Origin of the sequence: Leifsonia psychrotolerans, assembly GCF_013410665.1 — a bacterium.
In the GTDB taxonomy this organism is placed as follows: Bacteria; Actinomycetota; Actinomycetes; order Actinomycetales; family Microbacteriaceae; genus Cryobacterium; species Cryobacterium psychrotolerans_A.
This window is the reverse complement of record NZ_JACCFM010000001.1, coordinates 695,579-717,037: the sequence shown is the minus strand read 5'-3', so window position 1 is coordinate 717,037 and position 21,459 is coordinate 695,579. Positions and strand designations below refer to the sequence as shown.

At 65.6% G+C, this 21,459-nt stretch carries 20 protein-coding genes; 8 read left to right on the top strand and 12 right to left on the bottom strand.

The features are described 5' to 3' along the window. Positions 1-53: 53 nt before the first annotated feature. From HNR05_RS03230 to hrcA, 4 genes are read right to left on the bottom strand one after another with little or no spacing between them, the layout of a single operon-like run. Complete coding sequence (locus HNR05_RS03230) at positions 54-416, bottom strand: HIT domain-containing protein (RefSeq protein ID WP_179577720.1); 363 nt, start codon at positions 414-416, stop codon at positions 54-56. Positions 417-435: 19 nt separating this feature from the next. After that, positions 436-1,227 (bottom strand): 16S rRNA (uracil(1498)-N(3))-methyltransferase, encoded by a 792-nt coding sequence (locus tag HNR05_RS03225; protein WP_179577719.1) that lies wholly within the window; start codon positions 1,225-1,227, stop codon positions 436-438. Positions 1,228-1,232: 5 nt separating this feature from the next. Then, positions 1,233-2,339, bottom strand: coding sequence for a molecular chaperone DnaJ (dnaJ, locus tag HNR05_RS03220; RefSeq protein WP_179577718.1), 1,107 nt, complete (start codon positions 2,337-2,339; stop codon positions 1,233-1,235). 28 nt (positions 2,340-2,367) lie between these two features. After that, a complete protein-coding gene (gene hrcA / locus HNR05_RS03215; protein WP_179577717.1) occupies positions 2,368-3,390 on the bottom strand; it encodes a heat-inducible transcriptional repressor HrcA in 1,023 nt (340 codons plus the stop codon). Between the two features lie 152 nt (positions 3,391-3,542). On the opposite strand from hrcA, the gene HNR05_RS03210 reads away from it, so the two are divergent. Further along, on the top strand, positions 3,543-3,986 hold the full coding sequence (locus tag HNR05_RS03210) for a DUF4870 domain-containing protein (protein ID WP_179577716.1): 444 nt from the start codon (positions 3,543-3,545) through the stop codon (positions 3,984-3,986). A gap of 43 nt (positions 3,987-4,029) precedes the next feature. Further along, positions 4,030-4,404 (top strand): DUF4870 domain-containing protein, encoded by a 375-nt coding sequence (locus HNR05_RS03205; protein ID WP_179577715.1) that lies wholly within the window; start codon positions 4,030-4,032, stop codon positions 4,402-4,404. Between the two features lie 75 nt (positions 4,405-4,479). On the opposite strand, the gene hemW is transcribed toward HNR05_RS03205, so the two are convergent. Genes hemW through HNR05_RS03185 form a run of 4 tightly spaced genes read right to left on the bottom strand, consistent with a single transcriptional unit; the run spans position 4,480 to position 8,766 of the window. Continuing rightward, positions 4,480-5,709, bottom strand: a complete 1,230-nt coding sequence (hemW, locus tag HNR05_RS03200) for a radical SAM family heme chaperone HemW (RefSeq protein ID WP_179577714.1) — start codon at positions 5,707-5,709, stop codon at positions 4,480-4,482. 2 nt (positions 5,710-5,711) lie between these two features. After that, the gene (locus HNR05_RS03195; protein WP_179577713.1) at positions 5,712-6,359 is read right to left on the bottom strand and encodes a DUF1990 domain-containing protein; all 648 of its coding nucleotides are present in this window, start codon (positions 6,357-6,359) and stop codon (positions 5,712-5,714) included. A 4-nt stretch (positions 6,360-6,363) separates the two neighbouring features. Continuing rightward, positions 6,364-8,214, bottom strand: coding sequence for a translation elongation factor 4 (gene lepA / locus HNR05_RS03190; RefSeq protein WP_179577712.1), 1,851 nt, complete (start codon positions 8,212-8,214; stop codon positions 6,364-6,366). A gap of 57 nt (positions 8,215-8,271) precedes the next feature. Beyond that, positions 8,272-8,766, bottom strand: coding sequence for a DUF2087 domain-containing protein (locus tag HNR05_RS03185; RefSeq protein ID WP_179577711.1), 495 nt, complete (start codon positions 8,764-8,766; stop codon positions 8,272-8,274). 104 nt (positions 8,767-8,870) lie between these two features. On the opposite strand from HNR05_RS03185, the gene HNR05_RS03180 reads away from it, so the two are divergent. From HNR05_RS03180 to rpsT, 6 genes are all read left to right on the top strand, one after another. Continuing rightward, the gene (locus HNR05_RS03180) at positions 8,871-10,202 is read left to right on the top strand and encodes a sensor histidine kinase (protein ID WP_179577710.1); all 1,332 of its coding nucleotides are present in this window, start codon (positions 8,871-8,873) and stop codon (positions 10,200-10,202) included. Next, positions 10,199-10,825, top strand: a complete 627-nt coding sequence (locus HNR05_RS03175) for a response regulator transcription factor (protein ID WP_179577709.1) — start codon at positions 10,199-10,201, stop codon at positions 10,823-10,825. The genes HNR05_RS03180 and HNR05_RS03175 overlap by 4 nt, the downstream gene beginning before the upstream one ends. Next, positions 10,825-11,541 (top strand): alpha/beta fold hydrolase, encoded by a 717-nt coding sequence (locus tag HNR05_RS03170; protein ID WP_179577708.1) that lies wholly within the window; start codon positions 10,825-10,827, stop codon positions 11,539-11,541. Before HNR05_RS03175 ends, HNR05_RS03170 begins: the two co-directional genes overlap by 1 nt. A gap of 393 nt (positions 11,542-11,934) precedes the next feature. After that, positions 11,935-13,716 carry an HNH endonuclease signature motif containing protein gene (locus HNR05_RS03165; protein WP_179577707.1) on the top strand — a complete coding sequence of 594 codons (1,782 nt, stop codon included), beginning with the start codon at positions 11,935-11,937 and terminating at the stop codon, positions 13,714-13,716. Positions 13,717-13,782: 66 nt separating this feature from the next. Further along, the gene (locus HNR05_RS17725) at positions 13,783-13,917 is read left to right on the top strand and encodes a hypothetical protein (RefSeq protein ID WP_281369784.1); all 135 of its coding nucleotides are present in this window, start codon (positions 13,783-13,785) and stop codon (positions 13,915-13,917) included. A gap of 149 nt (positions 13,918-14,066) precedes the next feature. Continuing rightward, positions 14,067-14,327 carry a 30S ribosomal protein S20 gene (rpsT, locus tag HNR05_RS03160; RefSeq protein WP_179577706.1) on the top strand — a complete coding sequence of 87 codons (261 nt, stop codon included), beginning with the start codon at positions 14,067-14,069 and terminating at the stop codon, positions 14,325-14,327. A gap of 101 nt (positions 14,328-14,428) precedes the next feature. On the opposite strand, the gene holA is transcribed toward rpsT, so the two are convergent. The 4 genes from holA to leuS all read right to left on the bottom strand — a co-directional run bounded on the left by holA (position 14,429) and on the right by leuS (position 21,435). Further along, entirely contained in the window at positions 14,429-15,472 is a 1,044-nt protein-coding gene (holA, locus tag HNR05_RS03155) for a DNA polymerase III subunit delta (RefSeq protein ID WP_179577705.1), read from the bottom strand. Positions 15,473-15,520: 48 nt separating this feature from the next. After that, positions 15,521-18,043 carry a ComEC/Rec2 family competence protein gene (locus HNR05_RS03150; protein WP_179577704.1) on the bottom strand — a complete coding sequence of 841 codons (2,523 nt, stop codon included), beginning with the start codon at positions 18,041-18,043 and terminating at the stop codon, positions 15,521-15,523. Then, entirely contained in the window at positions 18,040-18,777 is a 738-nt protein-coding gene (locus HNR05_RS03145; RefSeq protein ID WP_179577703.1) for a helix-hairpin-helix domain-containing protein, read from the bottom strand. Before HNR05_RS03145 ends, HNR05_RS03150 begins: the two co-directional genes overlap by 4 nt. A 129-nt stretch (positions 18,778-18,906) precedes the next feature. Continuing rightward, positions 18,907-21,435 carry a leucine--tRNA ligase gene (leuS, locus tag HNR05_RS03140; protein WP_179577702.1) on the bottom strand — a complete coding sequence of 843 codons (2,529 nt, stop codon included), beginning with the start codon at positions 21,433-21,435 and terminating at the stop codon, positions 18,907-18,909. Positions 21,436-21,459: the final 24 nt, after the last annotated feature.

Sequence of the window (21,459 nt, the reverse complement as noted above, 5' to 3'; positions counted from 1 at the left end):
TACCCTCGACCTGCAGATGCACATCAACGCGCGTCGGTTCCGACGAGTCATGATCATCGACTGCCAAGGGTGCCCTCCCCCAGTCCGCCGCCCAGAACGTGTGCGTGCACATGGAATACGGTCTGTCCGGCGGCTGCGCCGGTGTTGAACACGAGCCGAAACTCCCCGCCGGTGCGCTCGGCGGCGATCTCGTGGGCGACGCGCACGAGTTCGGCCAGCAGGAGCGGGTCACCGGCGGCGAGTTCGACGACGTCACGGTATTCGCCGGTCTTCGTCGTGACGACGATGTGCACGGGTGCCTGCGGGTTGATGTCTTCGAACGCAATGATCTGGTCGTTCTCGGCGACGATGGTCGCTGGGATTTCACGCGCGACGATGCGGCTGAAGATGGACGGTTCTGCCCCAGAAGAAGTCATACTGCTATCTTAAGCGGCGCTACCAACGACGAAGCGTCGCGTTCAGGATGGCGAGGGCCGCCGGCCCGGCCGTCGAGGTGCGCAGCACCGTGTCGCCGAGGCGCACGCGCGTGGCGCCGGCCGCCTCGAGGGCGTCGAGTTCGCTGGGCGCAATTCCGCCTTCGGGGCCGACGATGAGCAGGATGTCACGCCGGCTGGTGGCATCCGCGGCATCGTCGACGTCGGCCTCGACGTCGGCCTCGAATTCGACCACGAAGTCGACCTCGGTCAGCCGCGCCGTCGCACTCGGCTCCAGCAGCAGCATCCGCGTCTCAGTGGCCAGCTTCACCAGCTGTTTGGTGCTGACCAGGTCGGCCACCACCGGAAGCCACGGGCGAATCGACTGTTTGCTGGCCTCGCGCACAATGCTCGCCCAGCGTTCTCGACCCTTCGTGACTTTCGCGCCTTCCCAGCGTGAGATCGACCGAGCGGCGGTCCACGGGATGACCCCGTCAACGCCCAACTCGGTCGCCGCTTGCACGGCCAGTTCGTCCCGATCGCCCTTGGCCAAGGCCTGCACCAGAACGATGCGCGGTGTCGCCGCTGGGGTCAGCTCGCGCGTGTCGACCAACAGGGTCAGCTCGGCCGGCTCAGCCGTCACGACGGTGCCGTGCAGAATCATTCCTGCCCCGTTGCCGAGCAGCAGTTGCTCGCCCGGCCGGATACGGCTGACCGTCACGGCATGCTTGGCCTCACTGCCGCCGATGCTCACGGTGGAGCCGGGCGCGCAGAGCGAAGCACTCAGGGTTTCATCGAGGAAGAAATGGGCCATCAGACTTAGCCGAGAAACCGGTCGCGCAGCTTCGCAAACAGCCCCTGTTGAAACTGGCTGAGCGCCGGAGCCGGCGTCTTGTGACGGGCTGCGAACTGTTCGATGAGTTCTTTTTCTTTGTGGTCGAGCTTGGTGGGAGTGACCACATGCACGCCGATCTTCAGGTCGCCGCGGCCGTTGCCGCGTAGCTTGGTGACGCCGCGCTCCTTGATCGTAATAACCTCGGCACTCTGCACACCCGGCTTCAGCTCGACCGCGATATCGCCATCGAGGGCCTTGACCGTGGCCGTTGTGCCCAGGATGGCGTCGGTCATGGGCACCTCGATGGTGGCGAGCAAATCGTCGCCGTCACGGCTGAACACGTCGTGGTGGCGCACCTTCATCTCGAGGTACAGGTCACCGTTCGGGCCACCGGCGGGCCCGGCCTCGCCGCTGCCGGGCATCTGCAGTCGCAGACCCGTCTCGACGCCGGCCGGAATGTCGACGGCGACGGTACGACGGGCGCGCACGCGGCCCTGCCCCTGGCAGGTCACGCACGGGGTGGCGATGACGGTGCCGTAGCCGCGGCAGCTGCCGCAGGGGCTGTTCGTCATGACGTTTCCCAGCAGAGAACGCACGGCACGCTGGATGTTTCCGGTTCCGTGGCAGATGTCACAGGTGACCGGCGATGTGCCGGGCTGGCAGCACGATCCGTTGCAGGTCGCACAGACGATAGCCGTGTCGACCTCGATCTCACGGTGCGTGCCGAAGATGACCTCGTCGAGGTCGAGCTCCACACGTAGCAGAGCGTCCTGTCCCCGTTCACGGCGGGATCGCGGGCCGCGGCTCTGGCCGCCGCCGCCGCCGAAGAAGGTTTCGAAGATGTCGCCGAAGTTACCGAAGTTGCCGCCGTCGAATCCGCCACCGCCCTGGCCACCCCGGTCATATTTTTGACGCTCAGTGGGGTTGCTCAGCACGTCATAGGCGTGAGTGACGAGCTTGAACTGCTCCGAGGCATCCGCCCCGGGGTTCACATCGGGGTGCAACTGGCGGGCCAGCTTGCGGTACGCCTTCTTGATCTCGTCGGTGCTGGCGTCACGCTCGACGCCAAGAACTTCGTAGTGGTCAGCCAAAGGTGGCTCTCCTCGTTGATTCTGGTGGTTAGTTCTCGCCCAGCTGGCGAGAGAGGTAGCGGGCCACCGCACGAACGGCGGCCATGTTGTTGGAATAATCCATGCGGGTCGGACCGAGCACACCCAATCGGGCGAAATCGCCGCCGGGTGCGGAGTACCCGCTCGTGAGAACGGATGTCTCGCCGAGACCGAACGACGCATTCTCGCGTCCGATGCTCACCGCGACGCCGTGCAAGTCAGTCGCCATCTCGCCGAACAGGCGCAACAACACGACCTGCTCCTCGATGGCGTCGAGCACCGGCGAGATACTGCCGGTGAAGTCTTCTTCGGTGCGCACCAGGTTGGCGGCTCCGGCCATCACGAGCTTGTCGTGACGGTTTGCGCCGATCTGGTCGACGAGAGTAGCGGTGATCAGGTCGACGACGGGCTGCAGCTCGCGCGGTCCGACGCCGGCCAGCGCCGTCAGCGCCGCCGCGGCATCCGCCATCGTTCGGCCGCCGACGACGGAATTCAGTCGCGCACGCACCTCGCCCAACGTGTGCTCGTCGACGGAGCGTGGCAATTCGATCACGCGTTGTTCCACCCGGCCCGAGTCGGTGATCAGCACCGAGAGAAGGCGGGTCTCACTGAGAGGAACCAGTTCGATGTGACGCACCTTTGCGCGAGACACCGAGGGATACTGCACCAGGGCAACCTGGCGGGTGAGTTGGGAAAGGAGTCGCACGCTGCGAGCGAGCACCTCGTCGAGGTCGGCGGATTGGCCGAGAAAAGCCTCGATGGCCTGTCGTTGCGCTGCCGTCAGCGGGCGCAGGTCGGCCAGGTGATCGACAAACACTCGATACCCCTTGTCGGTGGGGATGCGGCCCGACGACGTGTGCGGAGCGGCAATCAGCTCTTCTTCTTCAAGCAAAGCCATGTCGTTGCGGATCGTCGCGGCCGACACCCCGAAAGAATGCCGTTCGACGATCGATTTGGAGCCAACGGGTTCGCGGGACGCCACGTAGTCCTGCACGATCACGCGCAACACTTCGAGACTACGATCAGACACCATTTGAGATCGCCTCCCCTGCCCATTGTTAGCACTCACACTGACTGAGTGCCAATCATATCCTGTCCGGCTGAGTGAACCCATTGCTCCGCACCCGGTGCCGCAGTACCGTTAAGAGGGCATTGATCCCTCTTCCTTCGCTGAAAGGCATGATGATGAGTGACTCACAAGCCCCGCTCCCCGACGATCCTCACCTCGGCCAGCACCCACCAGAACACCCCACTCAGCCTGCTGCTCCCGTGGCTGCCCCACTCACTCAAGCACAAGATTGGCAGTGGGCTTCGCTCGCTCACCTCGGCGGCATCCTCAGCTTTCTGCCGTCGCTGATCATCTGGCTCGTCTTCAAAGATCGCGGACGGTTCACCGACGAGCAAGCCAAGGAGGCCTTGAACTTTCAGATCACACTCGTCTTCGCCTACGCAATCATCTGGATCGTCACCGGATTCCTCACCGTCGTCACGCTCGGAATCGGAGCCGTCGTCGGACTGCTCGTCTGGGTGGTGTGGATCGCGAGTGTGATCTTCTCGATTCTCGGCTTCATGCAGGCGAAAGACGGGCATCCCTATCGCTACCCGTTCGCGGTGCGACTGATCAAGTAGCTAGTCTCTACTCGTAACCCCCTCCTTGACGAAAGTGACTGCCATGACTTCCCTGCCACCGACCGGCGACACCCCCTACCAGGCATCGGCTCCCCTCAGCCCCGCCGACGAGAAGCTCTGGGCGACCCTGATCCACATCGGCGGAATCCTGTTCGGGTTTCTGCCGGCGCTGATCGGCTACCTGATCCTTCGCGATCGCGGCCCCTTCATCCGTGAGCACACGGCCACGGCTCTGAACTTTCAAATCACCCTGTTGATCGCGTATGTCATCGGCTGGGTCACAGCGTTCCTGCTTATCGGATTCCTGATCTTGCTCGCCGCCTGGGTTCTCAGCATCGTCTTTGGGATCATGGCCGCCCTCGCCGCGAACGCCGGCAAGCCGTACGTCTACCCGCTGACGATCAAGTTCGTGAGCTGACCCAGGCTTGTTCCCGGGCGCCTCATCCCGGAGGCCTCATCCCGGAGGCCTCATCCCGGAGGCCTCATCCCGGGGCTAATCGTCGGCGAGAAGACGGCGCACGACGGCATCCGCGAGCAGGCGCCCACGCAGCGTCAGTTCGATGGAGCCGGCAAAGGCTGCCTTCGGGTCGATGAGCTCGTCGGCGATCAGCCCGGCCACCGCGTGCCGGCCCTGGTCGCCGAGCGAGGCGGCCGGAATACCCTCACGGATGCGCGAGCGCAACAGCACTCGCTCGACCTCGCGCGTCGCCGCGTCGAGGGTCTCGCGTCCCGCGGCCGGCGAGTGACCGGCGAGCACCCGGTCGGCATACGCGGCCGGATGCTTGACGTTCCACCAGCGCACCCCACCGACGTGGCTGTGCGCGCCGGGGCCGACGCCCCACCAGTCCTGGCCGGTCCAATAGGCGAGGTTGTGGCGGGAACGGTGCGCATCATCGGTCGCCCAGTTGCTCACCTCGTACCAGCCGTAGCCCGCAGCGGCGAGCTTCTCATCGGCCAGCTCGTAGAGGTCTGCCTGATGGTCTTCGTCGACGTGCGCGACCTCACCACGTTTGATCTGCCGTGCCAGCTTGGTGCCCTCTTCGACGATCAACGAGTATGCGCTGATGTGGTCTGGCTTCTGGCCGATGGCGTAGTCGAGGCTGGTGCGCCAGTCGTCGAGGGACTCCCCCGGCGTGCCGTAGATGAGGTCGAGGCTCACGTCGAGGCCGGCCTCGCGCGCCCACTGCACGACGAGCGGCACCCGGGCCGGGTCGTGCGTGCGTTCCAGCGTCGCGAGCACGTGCGGCACCGCCGACTGCATGCCGAATGAGACGCGGGTGAAGCCGGCCTCGGCCAGTGCGGCCAGATAGGCGGCGTCGACCGAGTCGGGATTCGCCTCGGTCGTCACCTCGGCCTCGGGCGCGATACCCCAGGTGTCACGCACGGCCTGCAGCATCCGAATCAGGTTCTCGGCGGGAAGCAGGGTCGGCGTTCCGCCACCGAAGAAGACGGTCTGGGCAGTGCGGGCGGGCAGACCCGATTCGGTCAGGATGCGCCCGGCGGCCTCTATCTCAATCACCGCTTGGCTGGCGTAATCGCTTTGCTTGACCCCACGCAGCTCGGTGGCGGTGTAGGTGTTGAAATCGCAGTAGCCGCAGCGCACGCGGCAGAACGGAACGTGCAGGTAGACGCCGAAGTCGCGTTCCCCGGCGCCCTCGATGACCGAGGCCGGCAGCAGACCGTCAAGCGGTGCGGGGTCACCGAGCGGAAGTGCGCTGGGCATGTCTAGGCCCCCGATGATGGGTGCAGGGCGCGCAGGTACCGTTTGGTGTATCGCTTCTGCTGATAACGCAGATAGGGCGTGGCGAGGGTGTACTTCCAGTTGCTCGGCTGCGAGAACGAGCGGATCGCGAGCCAGACGGTGTCATCGTCGTGACGTTCAACGATGAACGACACTTCTCCGCTTTCGGGATGACCGGCCATCGTGCCGTAGGCGAATCCGATCCGGTTCGCCTCGTCGATCACATAGACGACACGCACCGGGGCGACGACCGTGAACGGTCCGGCCTTGATGTGAAGCTTTGCCGTCATGCCATTGGAGATGTACGGCGTGCCGTCTTCGCCAAACGTCGCCTCGTTGACCGGATGACTCTGATCTCTCGAGGGGATCCCATATTCGTCGAAGACGATTCCGGTGTATTCCACGCCGGTTCCGGCCTCGAAGTCGGTGACCTCAATGCCGCTGCCGCGCTGCACACCCCACGACATGAGTGATGCCGCGGCCGCGTGAAAACGCTCCTCACCGCTGCCCAGCTTGACGATGTGCTCCGCCGGCCGTGTTCCGGGCGGCGGGTAGATCATGAGGTCGTCGGCGAGGGTTCCCCCGATCGCCCCATAGGTGACGGAGGCATCGGTGAATGTTGCGCGGCGCATCAGACTACTTTTCTTTCTTCTTTTCGGTATCTCCGGTGAGCGCCGCAACAAATGCTTCCTGAGGAACTTCGACCCGGCCGACCATCTTCATGCGCTTCTTGCCCTCCTTCTGCTTCTCGAGGAGTTTGCGCTTACGGCTGATGTCACCGCCGTAGCACTTGGCCAGAACGTCCTTACGGATGGCCCGGATGCTCTCACGCGCGATGATGCGCGCTCCGATGGCGGCCTGAATGGGCACTTCGAACTGCTGACGCGGGATCAGTTCGCGCAGTCGCGTTGTCATCAGCACGCCGTAGGCATACGCCTTGTCACGGTGCACGATGGCGCTGAACGCGTCGACCTGCTCGCCCTGCAGCAGAATGTCGACCTTGACCAGGTCTGCTTCCTGCTCGCCAGTGGGTTCGTAGTCGAGCGAGGCGTAGCCGGCGGTGCGGCTCTTCAGCTGGTCGAAGAAATCGAAGACGATCTCGCCGAGTGGCATGGTGTAGCGAATCTCAACCCGGTCTTCACCGAGGAATTCCATGCCGAGCAGCACGCCGCGGCGGCCCTGGCAGAGTTCCATGATGACGCCGACGTAGTCTTTCGGCGCGAGAATTGCGGCCCGAACGACCGGCTCCTCGACCTTGGCGATCTTGCCGCTCGGAAACTCGCTCGGATTCGTCACGGTGACGGTGCGCTTGTCATCGGTGGTGACCTCATACGGCACGCTCGGCGCCGTGGCGATCAGGTCGAGGTCGAACTCGCGCTCCAGACGCTCGGTGATGATCTCGAGGTGCAACAGGCCGAGGAAGCCACAGCGGAACCCGAAGCCCAGAGCAACGGATGTCTCGGGCTCGTAGACCAGCGAGGCATCAGACAGCTTGAGCTTGTCGAGCGCCTCACGCAGCACCGGGAAATCGCTGCCGTCGATCGGGTAGAGACCCGAGAAGACCATCGGCTGCGGCTCGGTGTAACCCGGCAATGCTTCGGTGGCCGGTTTGGCCGCCGTGGTGACAGTGTCACCGACCTTCGACTGGCGCACGTCCTTCACGCCGGTGATGAGGTAGCCCACCTCGCCCACACCGAGACCCTTGCTCGGGGTGGGCTCCGGGGAGCTGACTCCGATCTCGAGGATCTCGTGGGTGGCCCGAGTGGACATCATCTGGATCTTCTCGCGCGGCTTCAGCTCACCGTCGATCATGCGCACGTAGGTGACGACGCCACGGTAGCTGTCGTACACCGAGTCGAAGATCATGGCGCGGGCCGGGGCATCCGCGTTGCCTTTCGGCGCCGGAATCTGGCTGACAGCCAGGTCGAGGAGTTCGGGAACGCCCATTCCGGTCTTGCCGGAGACGCGCAGCACATCGTCGGGGCTGCCGCCGATGAGGCTGGAGAGCTCCTTCGCGTACTTCTCCGGGTCGGCCGCGGGCAGGTCGATCTTGTTCAGCACCGGGATGATCGTCAGATCGTTTTCGAGGGCCAGGTACAGGTTGGCGAGGGTCTGGGCTTCGATGCCCTGCGCCGCGTCGACGAGAAGAATCGCGCCTTCACAGGCGGCCAGGCTGCGGGAGACCTCGTAGCTGAAGTCGACGTGGCCAGGCGTGTCGATCATGTTGAGCGCGTAGGTCTGACCGTCAAGTTCCCACGGCATCCGCACGGCCTGGCTCTTGATAGTGATGCCGCGCTCACGCTCGATATCCATCCGGTCGAGGTACTGCGCACGCATGGCTCGGTCGTCGACGACGCCCGTAATCTGCAGCATGCGGTCGGCAAGGGTCGACTTGCCGTGGTCGATGTGGGCAATGATGCAGAAGTTACGGATGAACGCGGGGGCAGTTGCGGCCGGTTCAAGCGCCTTGAGAGCTCTCGGTGACATGATCTGCCCATTCTCCCATGACGGGGCGGTCTCGGCTGCCGACTTCGTCGACCGAGCCTATTTCGCGGGCAGCCAGTAGGAGCCACCATCCGGTGCGCGCTCCAGAAGCCCATGATCGATGAGGGAGCGGCGCACCAGCGCGACATCGTCGCTGAGGCTGCTCAATCGCTGGTTGACCTGCTTCTCAACGAGAACTTCTCCTGGCACGAAGGCTTGCGCTGTGAGCCATTCGAGAAATGCCAGACGTTCGTCGCGAGTGGCAGGAAACCTGTCGATGCGCCCATCCGCGCGGAGAAAACGACGGAAGCCTTCTCTCGAGGGGCGGTCGGCAGGCTCGGCGAGCAGCACTCTCAACGACTCAGAATCAACGGCGAGGTCACCCTCGTCGTTCCGGATCAAGATTCCGGACCGTTCCAACTTCACGAGCGCCGTCGCGCGCTGTGCGTCGGTCAGCGGCGTGGCGGCGTGCTCCGCCAGGATCACTTCGGCGTATGCCGTCCGCAGGTCAGGGTTCGCGAGCATCGCCACGATATTTCGCCAGGCGATCGCCATCTGATTGCCTCCTTCGTGCTCCGCTGATCTCGCGCTCGACCCTACTGCACCCTCACTCCTTTGATGGATGCCCCGCGCGAGCCACGTTGATTAGGCTGAAGGCAATGTCCACCCCAGATGCAACCCTCGGCGCTCGACTGCCGCATTCCGCGCTGACCCCGGTCTTCACCGGCCTCCGCATCGGATTGCACACCCTCATCGTCGCGCTCACCCTGTTTGTCATTGTGCGGGCGTCATTCGGCGTCTGGCCGCTGCCGGGCGTGATCGTGGCTCTGGCCGGACTCTTCCTCGGCGTTTACGCCGCGGGCGGCGTGCTCGCTCGCACGCACAGCCAACGCTGGATTACTCCGGTCTGGCTGACCGCGCTCATGATTCTGTGGCTCGCGCTCACGGTGCTCGCCCCCGACGCGTCCTATATCGTCTTCCCTCTCTTCTTTCTGCAACTGCACGTGCTGCGGCTGCGCTACGCCATTCCGGCGGTGCTCGTGAGCGTGATTCTCGCCGTCTGGGCCCTCAGCTACCACCTCGGCTGGAGTCTCGGCGCGGTGCTCGGCCCGCTGATCGGCGCCGGCGTGGCCGTGGCCATCGGTCTCGGCTACCGGGCGCTGCTGGCCGAGGCGAACGAACGTCAGCGGCTCATCGCCGATCTTCTGGCCACCCGGGCCGAACTGGCCGCCACCTCGCGCCAGGCGGGCACCATCGCCGAGCGTGAACGTCTGGCGCGCGAGATCCACGACACCGTCGCGCAGGGGCTCTCCAGCATTCAGCTGCTCATCCACGCCGCCGAGCGCACCGTGACGGATGCCGCAGCGCGAGCCCACCTGGAACTGGCCCGGCAGACGGCCGCCACGAATCTGCACGAGACGCGCCGCTTCATCCGGGAGCTCACCCCTCCAGCACTGGAAACCCAATCGCTGCCCGGTGCGCTGGCCCGTCTGGTCGAGACGGCCACGGCTGCGGCGGCGCCGAGTGCTGAGAAGACCGCGGTGAGTCTGCACATCACGGGCGACCCGCTGCCCCTGCCCATGCGCCTCGAGGCGACACTGTTGCGCATCGCGCAGGGGTCACTGGCGAATGTGAGTCAGCATGCGCACGCCACGCGCGCCGAGATCACGCTGAGTTATATGCCCGATGAGATCGCGCTCGACGTGGTCGACAACGGGCAGGGCTTCGACGTCGCGGCGCTGACCGACGTCGGGCGTCCCGATTCGTTCGGCCTGATGGCCATTCGCCAACGGGTCGAGCAGCAGGGCGGCAGTTTTGTGCTCGAATCGCAGCCGGCCCACGGAACGGCGCTCGCCGTGACGTTCCCGCTTGATGAGGACGAGATAATAGAGCCGCGGGAGGTGGGGCCTGAAGCTGTAGACGCTGCTGCCGACGCCGACGCTTCTGACGCCGACGCTTCTGCAGACACGGAATGGGAGGCCCAGGAATGATTCGACTTCTTCTAGCCGATGACCATCCGGTGGTGCGGGCCGGCCTGCGAGCCTTGTTCTCGGCAGAGCCCGACTTCTCGGTGGTCGCCGAGGCCACCACCGCCGAGGAGGCCGTCGAACTCGCCGCGCAGGGTGTCGCCGACGTCGTTCTAATGGATCTGCAGTTTCCGGGCGAACTTCAAGGCGCCGCAGCGACCCGGCAGGTGCGCTCTCGATCGAACGCACCGCACGTGCTCGTGCTCACGAATTACGACACCGACGCCGACATTCTGGGGGCCATCGAAGCCGGAGCGAGCGGGTTTCTACTCAAGGATGCCCCGCCGATCGAACTCGTGGCCGCCGTACGTGCCGCTGCGGCCGGCGAGAGCGCACTGGCTCCGGCCGTCGCCTCACGCCTTGTCACGCGCACGCGCGTGCCCGAGACGAGGCTGACGCTGCGAGAAACCGAGGTGTTGGCGCTCGTCGCCGCCGGGCGTTCGAATCGTGAAATCGGGGCCGACCTGTTTCTGAGTGAGGCCACCGTAAAGTCGCATCTCGTGCACATCTTCACCAAGTTGGGCGTCAACTCGCGCACCTCGGCTGTCGCCGCGGCTCGCGCGGCAGGAACGATTAGAAGCAACTGATGAGCGAGCCTGTCGCGGTTCTCTTCGTGCACGGCATCCGCACCTCCGCCACGATGTGGCGCCACCAAGTCGACGCCCTCCAGAGCAGGGGCCACCGGGCACTGGCGATCGATCTGCCCGGCCACGGAAGTCGACTGGGCGAAACATTTTCGGTCGCCGGGGCGCTCAATGCCATCGACGCCGGTGTGCGCGACCTGGGCGGGCGGGTGCTTCTCGTCGGGTTGTCGCTCGGCGGCTACTACTCGATTGCCTATGCGGCGCGGCATCCGGAAGCGGTGGCCGGACTCATCGCTGCCGGCTGCTGCGTGGTTCCTCGTGGCGGGCCATTGGCCGCGTACCGCGGGTTGGCCGCGGTCATCCATCGACTACCGGATCGCGGGCTCTGGCTGCACACCGCAGCAGTGCGCGCATTATTGCCCGCGGCCGCGCAACGCGATGTACTCGCCGGCGGTGTGGCACTCGACGTCATGGATGCCGGCCTGCGCGCGACGGGCACCCTGCACCCGTTGGCGGATTTGGCGGCGTATCCGGGGCCGGTCTGGCTCGTGAATGGGCGCTACGACCAGTTCCGGCTACAGGAGCGGCGTTTTCGCGCGGTGTGCCAGAACGGAACTCGTGTGCTGATCCCCGGCGCCACGCACCTGTCGAGTCTTGCCCAGCCAGGACGATTCACTGCGGTGGTCGCGACAGTCGCTAGGCGCCTTTCGGCGGCGTGACCGGGCGCGAATCGCTTGCCGTCGCGTGCGCTGATCTGCGGTTGGGAACCGTCGCGTGCGCTGACTTCAGACGTGGAGTTCGTCGTGGACCCGTCGGGCCGTCGAGCCCCAACCCTGATTCCGTGGTGTCACTGGGACATGCACCGAAACGGAATACTGAACCCTTCTAAACGCTGAGCCGCTCTGAATGCTGAGCCGCTCTGAATGCTGGGCCGCTCTGAATGCTCAACACCTCTGAATACGGACCCCCTCTGCACACTGAACCCCTCGGAATACTTGGTCCCTCGAAATTCAGAGCCGGCGCGCCCCATTCGTCGAACATTGTTCGAATGTTTGGTGGGATTAGTGAGGAATGCTCTTGTCTGATTCGTATTCATGTTCTAAAATGGGGGTATGGATGACCCGCTAGAAGTCCCGAGACAAACCCCCTTCGACCCGCTGAGAAAGCTCAGCACCACGGAGTGGCAAGCCCGGGACGAGGGGGCGGTTGCGGCCTCTGATGCGAGGCGGGACGAGCCCGAGTGGGACGAGCCCGAGTGGGACGCGCCGGAGTTGCGGCCGATCTATGAGGCCTGGCTGGCAAACATCCTCGCGCTGGGTGCGGAGTACGATCCTCGGTTCGATACCATCCCTGGCTTCAATTCTGCGGCCGAGCTCAGGCTCACTCCGGCGGCCGGCCTCAGGCTCGAGCTGCCAGCCGGTTCCATGGCCGATTCCGCAACCGGGTCCCCGGCCGGTCCGGCGTTCCCGCTCGCCTCCCGTCCCGAGCCCGGCCCGGCCCCACTGGATCTGGTCAGCTTCTTGCCGACATCGATCGGGGTGGCGGCCACGGCGACAGCCGTCGCGGTGATCGGAACTGCGATCGGCGCGGCCGAGGTGGCGGCGCGGGAAGCGAACCGGGCGATGGCCGCGCACCTGGAGGCGTTGACGACGGTGATCGAGATGGCCCGACAGAACCCGAGCATCTACCTCACCGAATCCGGGCTGCTGCAACCCGACGCCGTCGACCTGGCTGTGCGCTGCGCGGCCCTCGACACCGCCCTGCACTTACACCTCACCCCGGAACTGGTCCGCACCCGCGCCCACGAGGGCCACGTGCTCACCGCGTCCCTGCCACAAGTGTGGGCGTTGTTCCAGGCCGGCCTGATCGGCTACCCGCAGGCCAGTGCTGCGGTGCACTTCCTGACCGGTCTGACCGACCCGGCCCGGGTGGCCACCTACGACACCGAACTGGCACTCAAGGGCCCCAGGCTCACGCCGGGTGTGTTCCGGCAGAAGGCCCGCACCCTGGCCGACCGGCTCCGCGCCGAACCGGCCGAACAACGCCACGCCCGCGACGTGACCGAACGAAGGGTGAGTGTTGAGCCGGCCCCGAACGGGATGGCCTGGTTGAGCGCGTTCATCAGCGGCGTCGACGCCATCCGCATCACCGCCCGACTGAACGCGACAGCCAAACGCATCGCCCGCGACGAAACCGCCGCACGCACACAGGCCGTCGCCACCGCCCGGGCCGCCGCCCGCCGTTCCGTCCGGCGGGCCGGCCTGACCGGCCCCGAAACCCACGAATTTGTTGCCCGGGCCGGGCAGGACGCCGCCGCCCGGCACCCGCGTCGTTCCCGGGATCAGATCCGGGCCGACCTGTTCGTGGCCTGGCTGGCCGGTGACGGCACCCCGACCGCCGCGAAAGTGCGCCCGCTGCTGCTGGTGCCGATCCTCGGCCTGTTGCAGAAAAGTGACCAGCCGGCCGTGCTGCACGGCTACGGTCCGATCGACAGCGTCACCGCAGCCCAACTCTTCGACGACGCACCCGCGTTTCGCCGGGTCGGCATCGACCCGATCAACGGCACCATCCTCAACTTCGACCGCACCCGATACCGGCCCACAAAAGCCCAACGCGACATGCTCGCCGCGATCTATGGCACCTGCGCCGCCGAGGGCTGCACCCGGTTAGCCGTAACCGCCGAAATCGACCACGTTCACGAATGGGAACGCGATCACGGCCCAACCAACCTGGCCAACCTGCTCCCGTTCTGCAGCCCCGACCACCGAATCAAAACCCACTCCAAAATCCGATACGCCAAAGCAGCCGACGGCACCGTCACCGTCAGCACCCCCACCGGCTACATCGGACACTCACAACCCGAACCCCCACTGCCCGACAAACCGCCGTTCTAAAGCATCGCGACACATGGCCTCCGATACATAGCCTCCGGCACATGGCCCGAGTATCGGATCACGAATATGCCAAGTGCTCCGCGCCGCATCCAGATCGATCGACCAATCGATGTTGTCTTCGACTTCTTCACACACCCAGCCAAGGATCAGAAGCGGGGCCCTGATCTTGACACAGCGAAGGCGCTGATCGAGGCCCACTGACCACCGCCGATTATCGCGATCGCCGACAAGATGATAACGTTGCTTGTTGACTTGCGTGTTGGGTCCCACCCCACACGACTTTCGCCGCAGAGCGCCCCTCTACCGCCGCGCGGCAACTCCAAATCAGAATCTAACGAAAGCGTATAAACGTGGCAAACATCAAGTCGCAGATCAAGCGTATTGGCACCAACAAGAAGGCTCAGGAGCGCAACAAGGCGGTCAAGAGCGAGTTCAAGACCGCCATCCGCGCCACCCGCGTCGCCGTCGCCGCTGGCGACAAGGACAAGGCCGTCGCGAGCCTCGCCGTTGCTTCGAAGAAGCTCGACAAGGCAGCCAGCAAGGGTGTCATCCACAAGAACCAGGCAGCAAACAAGAAGTCCGCGATCTCGAAGACGGTCAACGCTCTCTAAAGCGCGCTGTAAAGAAGCCCCCGTTATCACGGGGGCTTTTTTGTGCCTGCGACGGCTTGCCCTACGACGGCTTGGCCTACGACGGCTTGGCCTGCGACGGCCTACTCGGCGCCGCGACGCGCGATGATCCCAATGAGCTTCTCGAGAGCGAAGACCGGGTCTCGCCCGGCACCCTTCACGCTGGCATCGGCATCGGCGAGGGCACGAATACAGTTGGCAAGACCCTCGTCGGACCAACCGCGCAGGTCTTTCTGCGCGCGCTCGACCTGCCACGGGGCAAGACCGAACTGTGCGGCCAGCTGTCCGGAACCGCCGCGCACGCCGAAGAGTTTCGCCATGGTGCGAATCTTGCTGGCAAACGCAGCGACGATCGGAACCGGGTCCGCGCCGGACGCGAGAGCGTGGCGCAGAATCACCAGGGCGTCACCCAACCGGCCGGCAATGGCAGCATCCGCGACCTTGAACGCATTGGCTTCGACCCGACCACCGTAATAGCGGTCGACCGTGGTCTCGGTGATCTCGGCGGTGGCGTCGGCGATGAGCTGCTGGCAGGCTGCCGAGAGTTCCGCCAAATCGTCGGAGAACGCGCCGACCAGAGCACGCAACGCGCTCGCGGTGACCCGTTTGCCCGCTGCCTTGAACTCAGCCGTCGCGAAGTCGTACTTCTCGGAGTCCTTTTTGAGCTCGGCGCAGACGATCTCGATGCCACCACCGGCCCCGGAACGAATCGTGTCGAGCAGCTTCTTGCCGCGCACCCCACCGCCATGGCGCAGCACAACATAGGCGCCCTCGGCAGGGTTCTCGAGATACTCGAGCGCTTCAACCAAGAACGCATCACTGCATTTCTCGACGTTGCTCACCCGAATCAGTCGGGGCTCGTCAAACAGCGACGGGCTGGCGACGGTGACGAGTTCGCCCGGCGCATAACTGTCGGCCTGAATGTCGTTGACCTCCAGGCTGGCGTCTTCGAGCTTCAGAAAGTCACGCAATTGACGGATGGCGCGTTCGGCCAGCACAGTCTCGGTGCCGGAGACCAAAACGATGGGCGCCGGACGCACCTGATGCCACGCCAACTGTGGGATCGCTGCCTTACTCGACGCCGCCTTGCTCGGTGCTGCGGCGCGTGCGCCAGATCGTGCCGCCACGCGACCCCTTTCGATTGCTCATTCCAGCCTAGTCGGGGCCGGCGACAATCATTTCGAGCGCGCCTGTCGTTCGGTCCACACCGTCAACGCCCCGTCGCCCTGAGTTGACGGCGCAACCACCGTCAGCCCCTGCCGGTCGGTGCGCATCGCGACGGTGCCGACCGAGGCCAACAGATCGAGAAGCCGCTTCGTCGGATGCCCATAGCCGTTGTCAGCCCCCACCGAGATGAGCCCGACCGTCGCCTGCAATTCGGCATAGAATTCGGGGCTCTGATCACCCGAACCGTGATGCGCCACCTTGACCACGTCGACCGCACCCGGCCGCGATGCCGCCCGCATGGCATTCTGCGACTCTTCGCCGAGATCGCCGAGAAAGATCGAACGGATGCCGCGCCCATCGAATTGCACCGTGACACTTCCGGCATTCCCCACGTACGCGACCGTGCCGGAGCGAGTCGGCCAGAGCACCTCCCAGCGCAGGCCGCCCAGCGTTCCGACATCACCACGCGCCGCCACTCGCACCTCGGCTCCCCCGGCACGAAGCCGGTCGTGCAACCACTCATCGTTCGCGTTCTCGGGTGGGCCAACCAGGGCGGTGTCGACGCGACCGAGCACGGCCTTCAGACCCCCGACATGATCGAGATCGTAGTGACTGAGCACGAGCAGGTCGATGCGGTCAATGCCCAGTTCGCCGAGGCAGGCCGCGAGCGGCGTCGGGTCTGGCCCCACATCAACCAACGCCGTCTGCTCGCCGTCGCGCACCAGCACGGCATCTCCCTGGCCCACGTCGCAGGCGGCGATCTGCCAGGTGGACGGAAAGGATGCGGCCCGACTGATGCCGGCACCCGCGAGCGTTCCGAGGTAGCCGCCGGCGACGATCAGAAGAATTGCCGATGCAGCGGCGGGCCACCGGGCGAGGAGCCGCCGCCGGGCCGGCACGCCGTCCGGCTCCGGCTCGGGCTCGGGCTCGGGCTCGGGCTCAATTGATCGCCCTGGGTCATCGCTCCGAAACAGCAGGGCGAGGGCGAGCACCGTCACGACCGCGATCAGCAGCACGCCCGCGAACCCGCTGAGCCACGGCATCCGATTTCCCCACAGCCCGCTCACCGTCTGGGCAACAGCGGCAATCCACGCGGACGGCAGCCACGCGATGTGTGCCAATACTGCGGCGGCACCGGGCCACAGCGGCCCCACCAGACACGCTACGAGCCCGATCACGGTGGCCAGCGGCGCGGCCGGAGCGGCCAGCAGATTGGCCGGCACCCCATAGAGCGCCAGCGTCGGCGACAGTAAGAGTAGAACCGGCTGACAGGCGAGTTGCGCCGCCAAGGGAATGGCGATGACCGCTGCAAGGGGCTGTGGCATCCACCGGCTGAACGACCGTGTAAGCGGCCCCGCCAGCACGAGCAGGCCGGCCGTGGCGAGCACCGACAGCGCAAAGCCGTAGTTACGGCTCAGCCAAGGGTCGACCACCAGCAACACAACGACGACAAGGCCCAGGGTCGCCACCCCACGGCTCGGACGGCCCAGTCCGCCGACGATCAGCACGACTGAGGCCATCACGGCCGACCGCAGCACACTCGGTTCCGGCGTCACCAGCACGACGAAACCCGCGAGGGCGATCAGTGCGACGACGATACGCCAGGTCCGTCGCAACCCGAGCAGGCGCCCGAACAGCATGATTCCGGCGATGACCACCGCACAATTAGCCCCCGAAACCGCTGTCAGATGACTGAGCGAACTGGCCTTCATCGCCAAATCGAGCTCGTCACTCACCGAGCTCGTATCGCCGATCGCCACGCCCGGCAGCAGGTCACCGCCATCGCCGGGCAGCCCAGCGGCAGTAGCCGAAAAGCCGCTGCGCAGCGTGTTGGCCCAATCGAGCCAGCCCGCCGGCGCCGTGAGGACTTCGACGGGGCTGCGACCGAATAGCAGCGCGGATGCCGCGTCACCGGCATCCGTCAGGACGAGCGAGCCGGTGAGCCGCACCTGTTCGCCGATGCGTAAAGAATCGGCGGGGAGCGTGGCGAAGACCAGGACGGGCGCCGACATGCGCGTCTGTTCATCGCCGCTCCGGAGCGTGTTGAGGGTCGCCCGGAACCGTCCGCGGCTGGCTTGGTTCGACGGGCCGCTCACACCCCCGGGCGCAGGGCCAAACGACTGTGACGCCACGGGAAGAGTCCAGACGGTGAGGGTGGCCGTGACAACGGCGTGGTCGGATGCCGCGGTGCGCAGCGCGGTCGGCACCCGATTCGGCGCCTCGGCCAGAATGGCCGAGGCGACGAGGGCCGCGACAGCACAGGCCACGGCCAGCGCGGCCCACACGCCGAGACCGCCTTCAGGCATCGGCTCACGGGATCTCGAAACGATCATCGGCGTGAACAGCCGCTCGCGACGACGGCGAACGGTCACGAACAGCACCAGAATACCGATTGCCGCGGCCCAGAGCACCGCCGCGGCGACCACGACGACCGGTCGCGGCGTCGCAATCAACAGTCCTGCCGCGAGCCAAGCCGCCAGGGCCGGACCACCCAGACGCAGATCAACGGTTCTCTGCGGCCCGGCCTTCACGTCGTGACCAGATCTTTCAGACCATCGAAGGTCTTTTGACCAAACCCGGCAACGTTGCGCAGCTCGTCGACGCTCGCGAAACGCCCGTTGGCGTTGCGATAGTCGATGACACGCTGCGCCAGAGCCGGTCCGATGCGCGGCAGCGTCTCAAGCTCGGCCGCCGTCGCAGTGTTGAGGTTCACCCGGCCGGCCGGCACTCCCTCCGCGCCGGTGCCGCCGGTGGAGCTTCCGGGGGGTGCGCCCGGTTGAATTTCACCGAGCTCGGGAAGGTAGAGCTGCTCGCCATCGCTGACCAGCCTGGCCAGATTTGCACCGGCCGGATCGGCCGTCTCGGTCAGTCCCCCCGCCGCGGCGATCGCGTCGACGACCCGGGCGCCCTCGTGCAGTTCGAGAAGTCCGGGCCGACGCACGGCACCCAGTACATGAACGAAGATGATCGCCTGCTGCTCGGGCAGTGGGCGAGCGGTCGATGTGCCCGGCGCCCCCGCATCCGCGCCCGGCGCAACCGGCGCAACCGGCGCAACCGGCGCAACCGGCGCAACCGGTCTGACGGTCTCACTGCCCGCGGCCTGCCCGATCGCCGACACGATGACGCCGACGATGAGTGCACCGATGAGCAGAACGATTGCGGCTCCGACCCCGATGCGTATGCGGGCATATCCGATGCGGGCAGATCCGATGCGGGCAGACGGATGCAGCCGTGAAAGTGGGTCGTTCTCGGGTGCAGCGTCCATTCCGGCAGGCTAAGCCGCACGGTTCCACGGCCTGCAACATTCTCTGCAATCGGTGGAAGGCCGGCACAGCGACGGGCTGTGGAGGCCGGGACGGGTCCGGCCTCCACAGCCCGTGTGACGCGAAACCGGCTACGGCTTTGTGACGATACTCACCATGCGCGGTGCACGCACGATCACCTTGACGATCTGGCGATCACCGATCGACTTGATGACTCCGGCGGACGCGCGGGCGAGCGCCTCAAGGTCGGCTTCCGAGATCGTCGGAGCGATCTCGAGCTTGTCGCGCACCTTGCCGTCCACCTGCACGATGGCCGTGACCGAGTCTTCGACGAGCAGAGTGGGGTCTGCCTTCGGCCAGAGAGCGAGGGCCACGAAGGGCTCAAAACCGAGGCGCTCCCACATGTCTTCCGCTGCATAGGGGGCGAACAGGTTCAGGGCCAGGGCCGTGACCTCGGCTGCTTCGCGCACCGCGGCATCCGCGGCACCGGCGCCCGTGTCGATCGTCTTGCGGGTCACGTTGACGAGCTCCATCAGGCGGGCAACGACGACATTGAACTTGAACGCCTCGGTCAGTCCGGGCGCATCGGCCAGGAACTTGTGCGTCACACGACGCAGTGCCAGGTCGCCCGTGGCGAGGTCGATGCCGGGAGCGCTCGCGACGTCCTTGGCTACCCGCCAGGCGCGGGCCAGGAACTTCGCCGAGCCGACCGGCGAAACGTCTGCCCAGTCGATGTCGTCTTCCGGCGGGCCGGCGAACGCCATCGTCAAGCGCACGGCGTCGACGCCGTGACGTTCGATCTCTTCGGTGAAGTAGACCAGGTTGCCCTTGCTCTTCGACATCTTCGTGCCATCGAGAATGACCATGCCCTGGTTGAGCAGAGCCTTGAACGGCTCCTCGAAATCCAGGTAGCCCAGATCGTGCAGCACCTTGGTGATGAAGCGGGCATAGAGCAGGTGCAGGATGGCGTGCTCGACACCCCCGACATACTGGTCGACCGGGGCCCACCGGCGAGCCTCTTCCGGGTCAAACGCCTGTGTGTCGTCGTTCGGGTTCAGGAAGCGCAAGAAGTACCACGAGCTGTCGACGAATGTGTCCATGGTGTCGGCATCGCGCAGGGCCGGGCTGCCGTCGATCGGGTTGGGAACGTTCACCCACTCGGTCGCTCCGCCGAGCGGGCTGGTTCCCTTGGGCTTCAGATCGAGCCCCTCGGTGGGCGGCAGCAACACCGGTAGCTGGTCTTCAGGCACCGGAATCTCGGTGCCGTCTGCACCGTGGATGATCGGAATCGGGGTGCCCCAGTAGCGCTGGCGAGAGATCAGCCAGTCGCGCAGACGGTAGTTTTTCGTCGCACGGCCGGTTCCAGCGGCCTCGAGCATCTCAATCGAGCGGGGAACGGCTTCACTCTTGGCGAGGCCGTCGAGCGGGCCCGAGTTGATCAGCGTGCCGTTGCCGGCCAGCGCCGTACCGGTGACAGCGGGATCGTTCGTCGCACCGTCTTCTGCGGTGTTCGGCACGTCGACGACCACACGCACGGGCAGGTCGAACCGGCGGGCGAAGTCCAGGTCGCGCTGATCGTGCGCCGGCACGGCCATGATCGCGCCGTGCCCGTAGTCGGCCAGCACGTAGTCCGCGGCCCAGATCGGCAGGCGCTCCCCATTGATCGGGTTGATCGCGAAGCGACCGAGGAACACACCGGTCTTCTCACGGTCGGTGGCCTGACGCTCGATCTCGGTGCTGTGCTGCACCGTCGCGAGGTACTCGGCGAAATCGGCCTTGATCTGATCGGATGCCGTGGCCACGAGTTCGGTGGCCAAGTCGGCATCCGGAGCCACGACCATGAACGTCGCGCCGTGCAGGGTGTCGGGACGCGTGGTGAACACGCTGACGCGCTCGTCGCGACCCTCAATCTCGAAGTCGACGTCCGCGCCGATCGAGCGACCGATCCAGTTGCGCTGCATCTGCAGCACCTTGCTCGGCCACGCTCCCTCAAGCTGGTCGAGGTCGTCGAGCAGACGGTCGGCGTAATCCGTGATCTTGAAGTACCACTGCGTGAGCTTCTTCTTCACGACCACGGCGCCGCTGCGCTCGCTCGTGCCGTCGGCCAGCACCTGCTCGTTGGCGAGCACAGTCTGGTCTACCGGGTCCCAGTTGACCCAGCTGTCCTTACGGTAGGCGAGGCCCTTCTTGTACATCTGCAGAAACAGCCATTGGTTCCACTTGTAGTACTCGGGGTCGCTGGTGTGAATCTCACGTGACCAGTCAAACGATGCCGCATAGAGCTTCATGCTCTTCTTCTGCTGTGCGATGTTGTCGTAGGTCCAGCCACGCGGATCGATGCCGCGCTTGATCGCGGCGTTCTCGGCGGGCAGGCCGAAGGAATCCCAACCGATGGGATGCAGCACGTTGTAGCCCTGGTGACGCCAGTAGCGCGCAACGATGTCGCCCAGCGCGTAAACCTCGGCGTGGCCCATGTGCAGGTCGCCGGACGGGTATGGGAACATGTCGAGCACGTACTTGCGGGGGCGAGCGTCGTCGGTGTCGCTCGTTGCGAACGGAGCGTGCTCTTCCCAGACGGGTGCCCACTTCGCCTGAAGTGCGGCGAAGTCGTAGATGTCGCCCTCGGCCTCGGTCGGTGTGTTGTCGTGCTCGTGTGCCACGTGACTCTCATTCGGTGCGGTGAT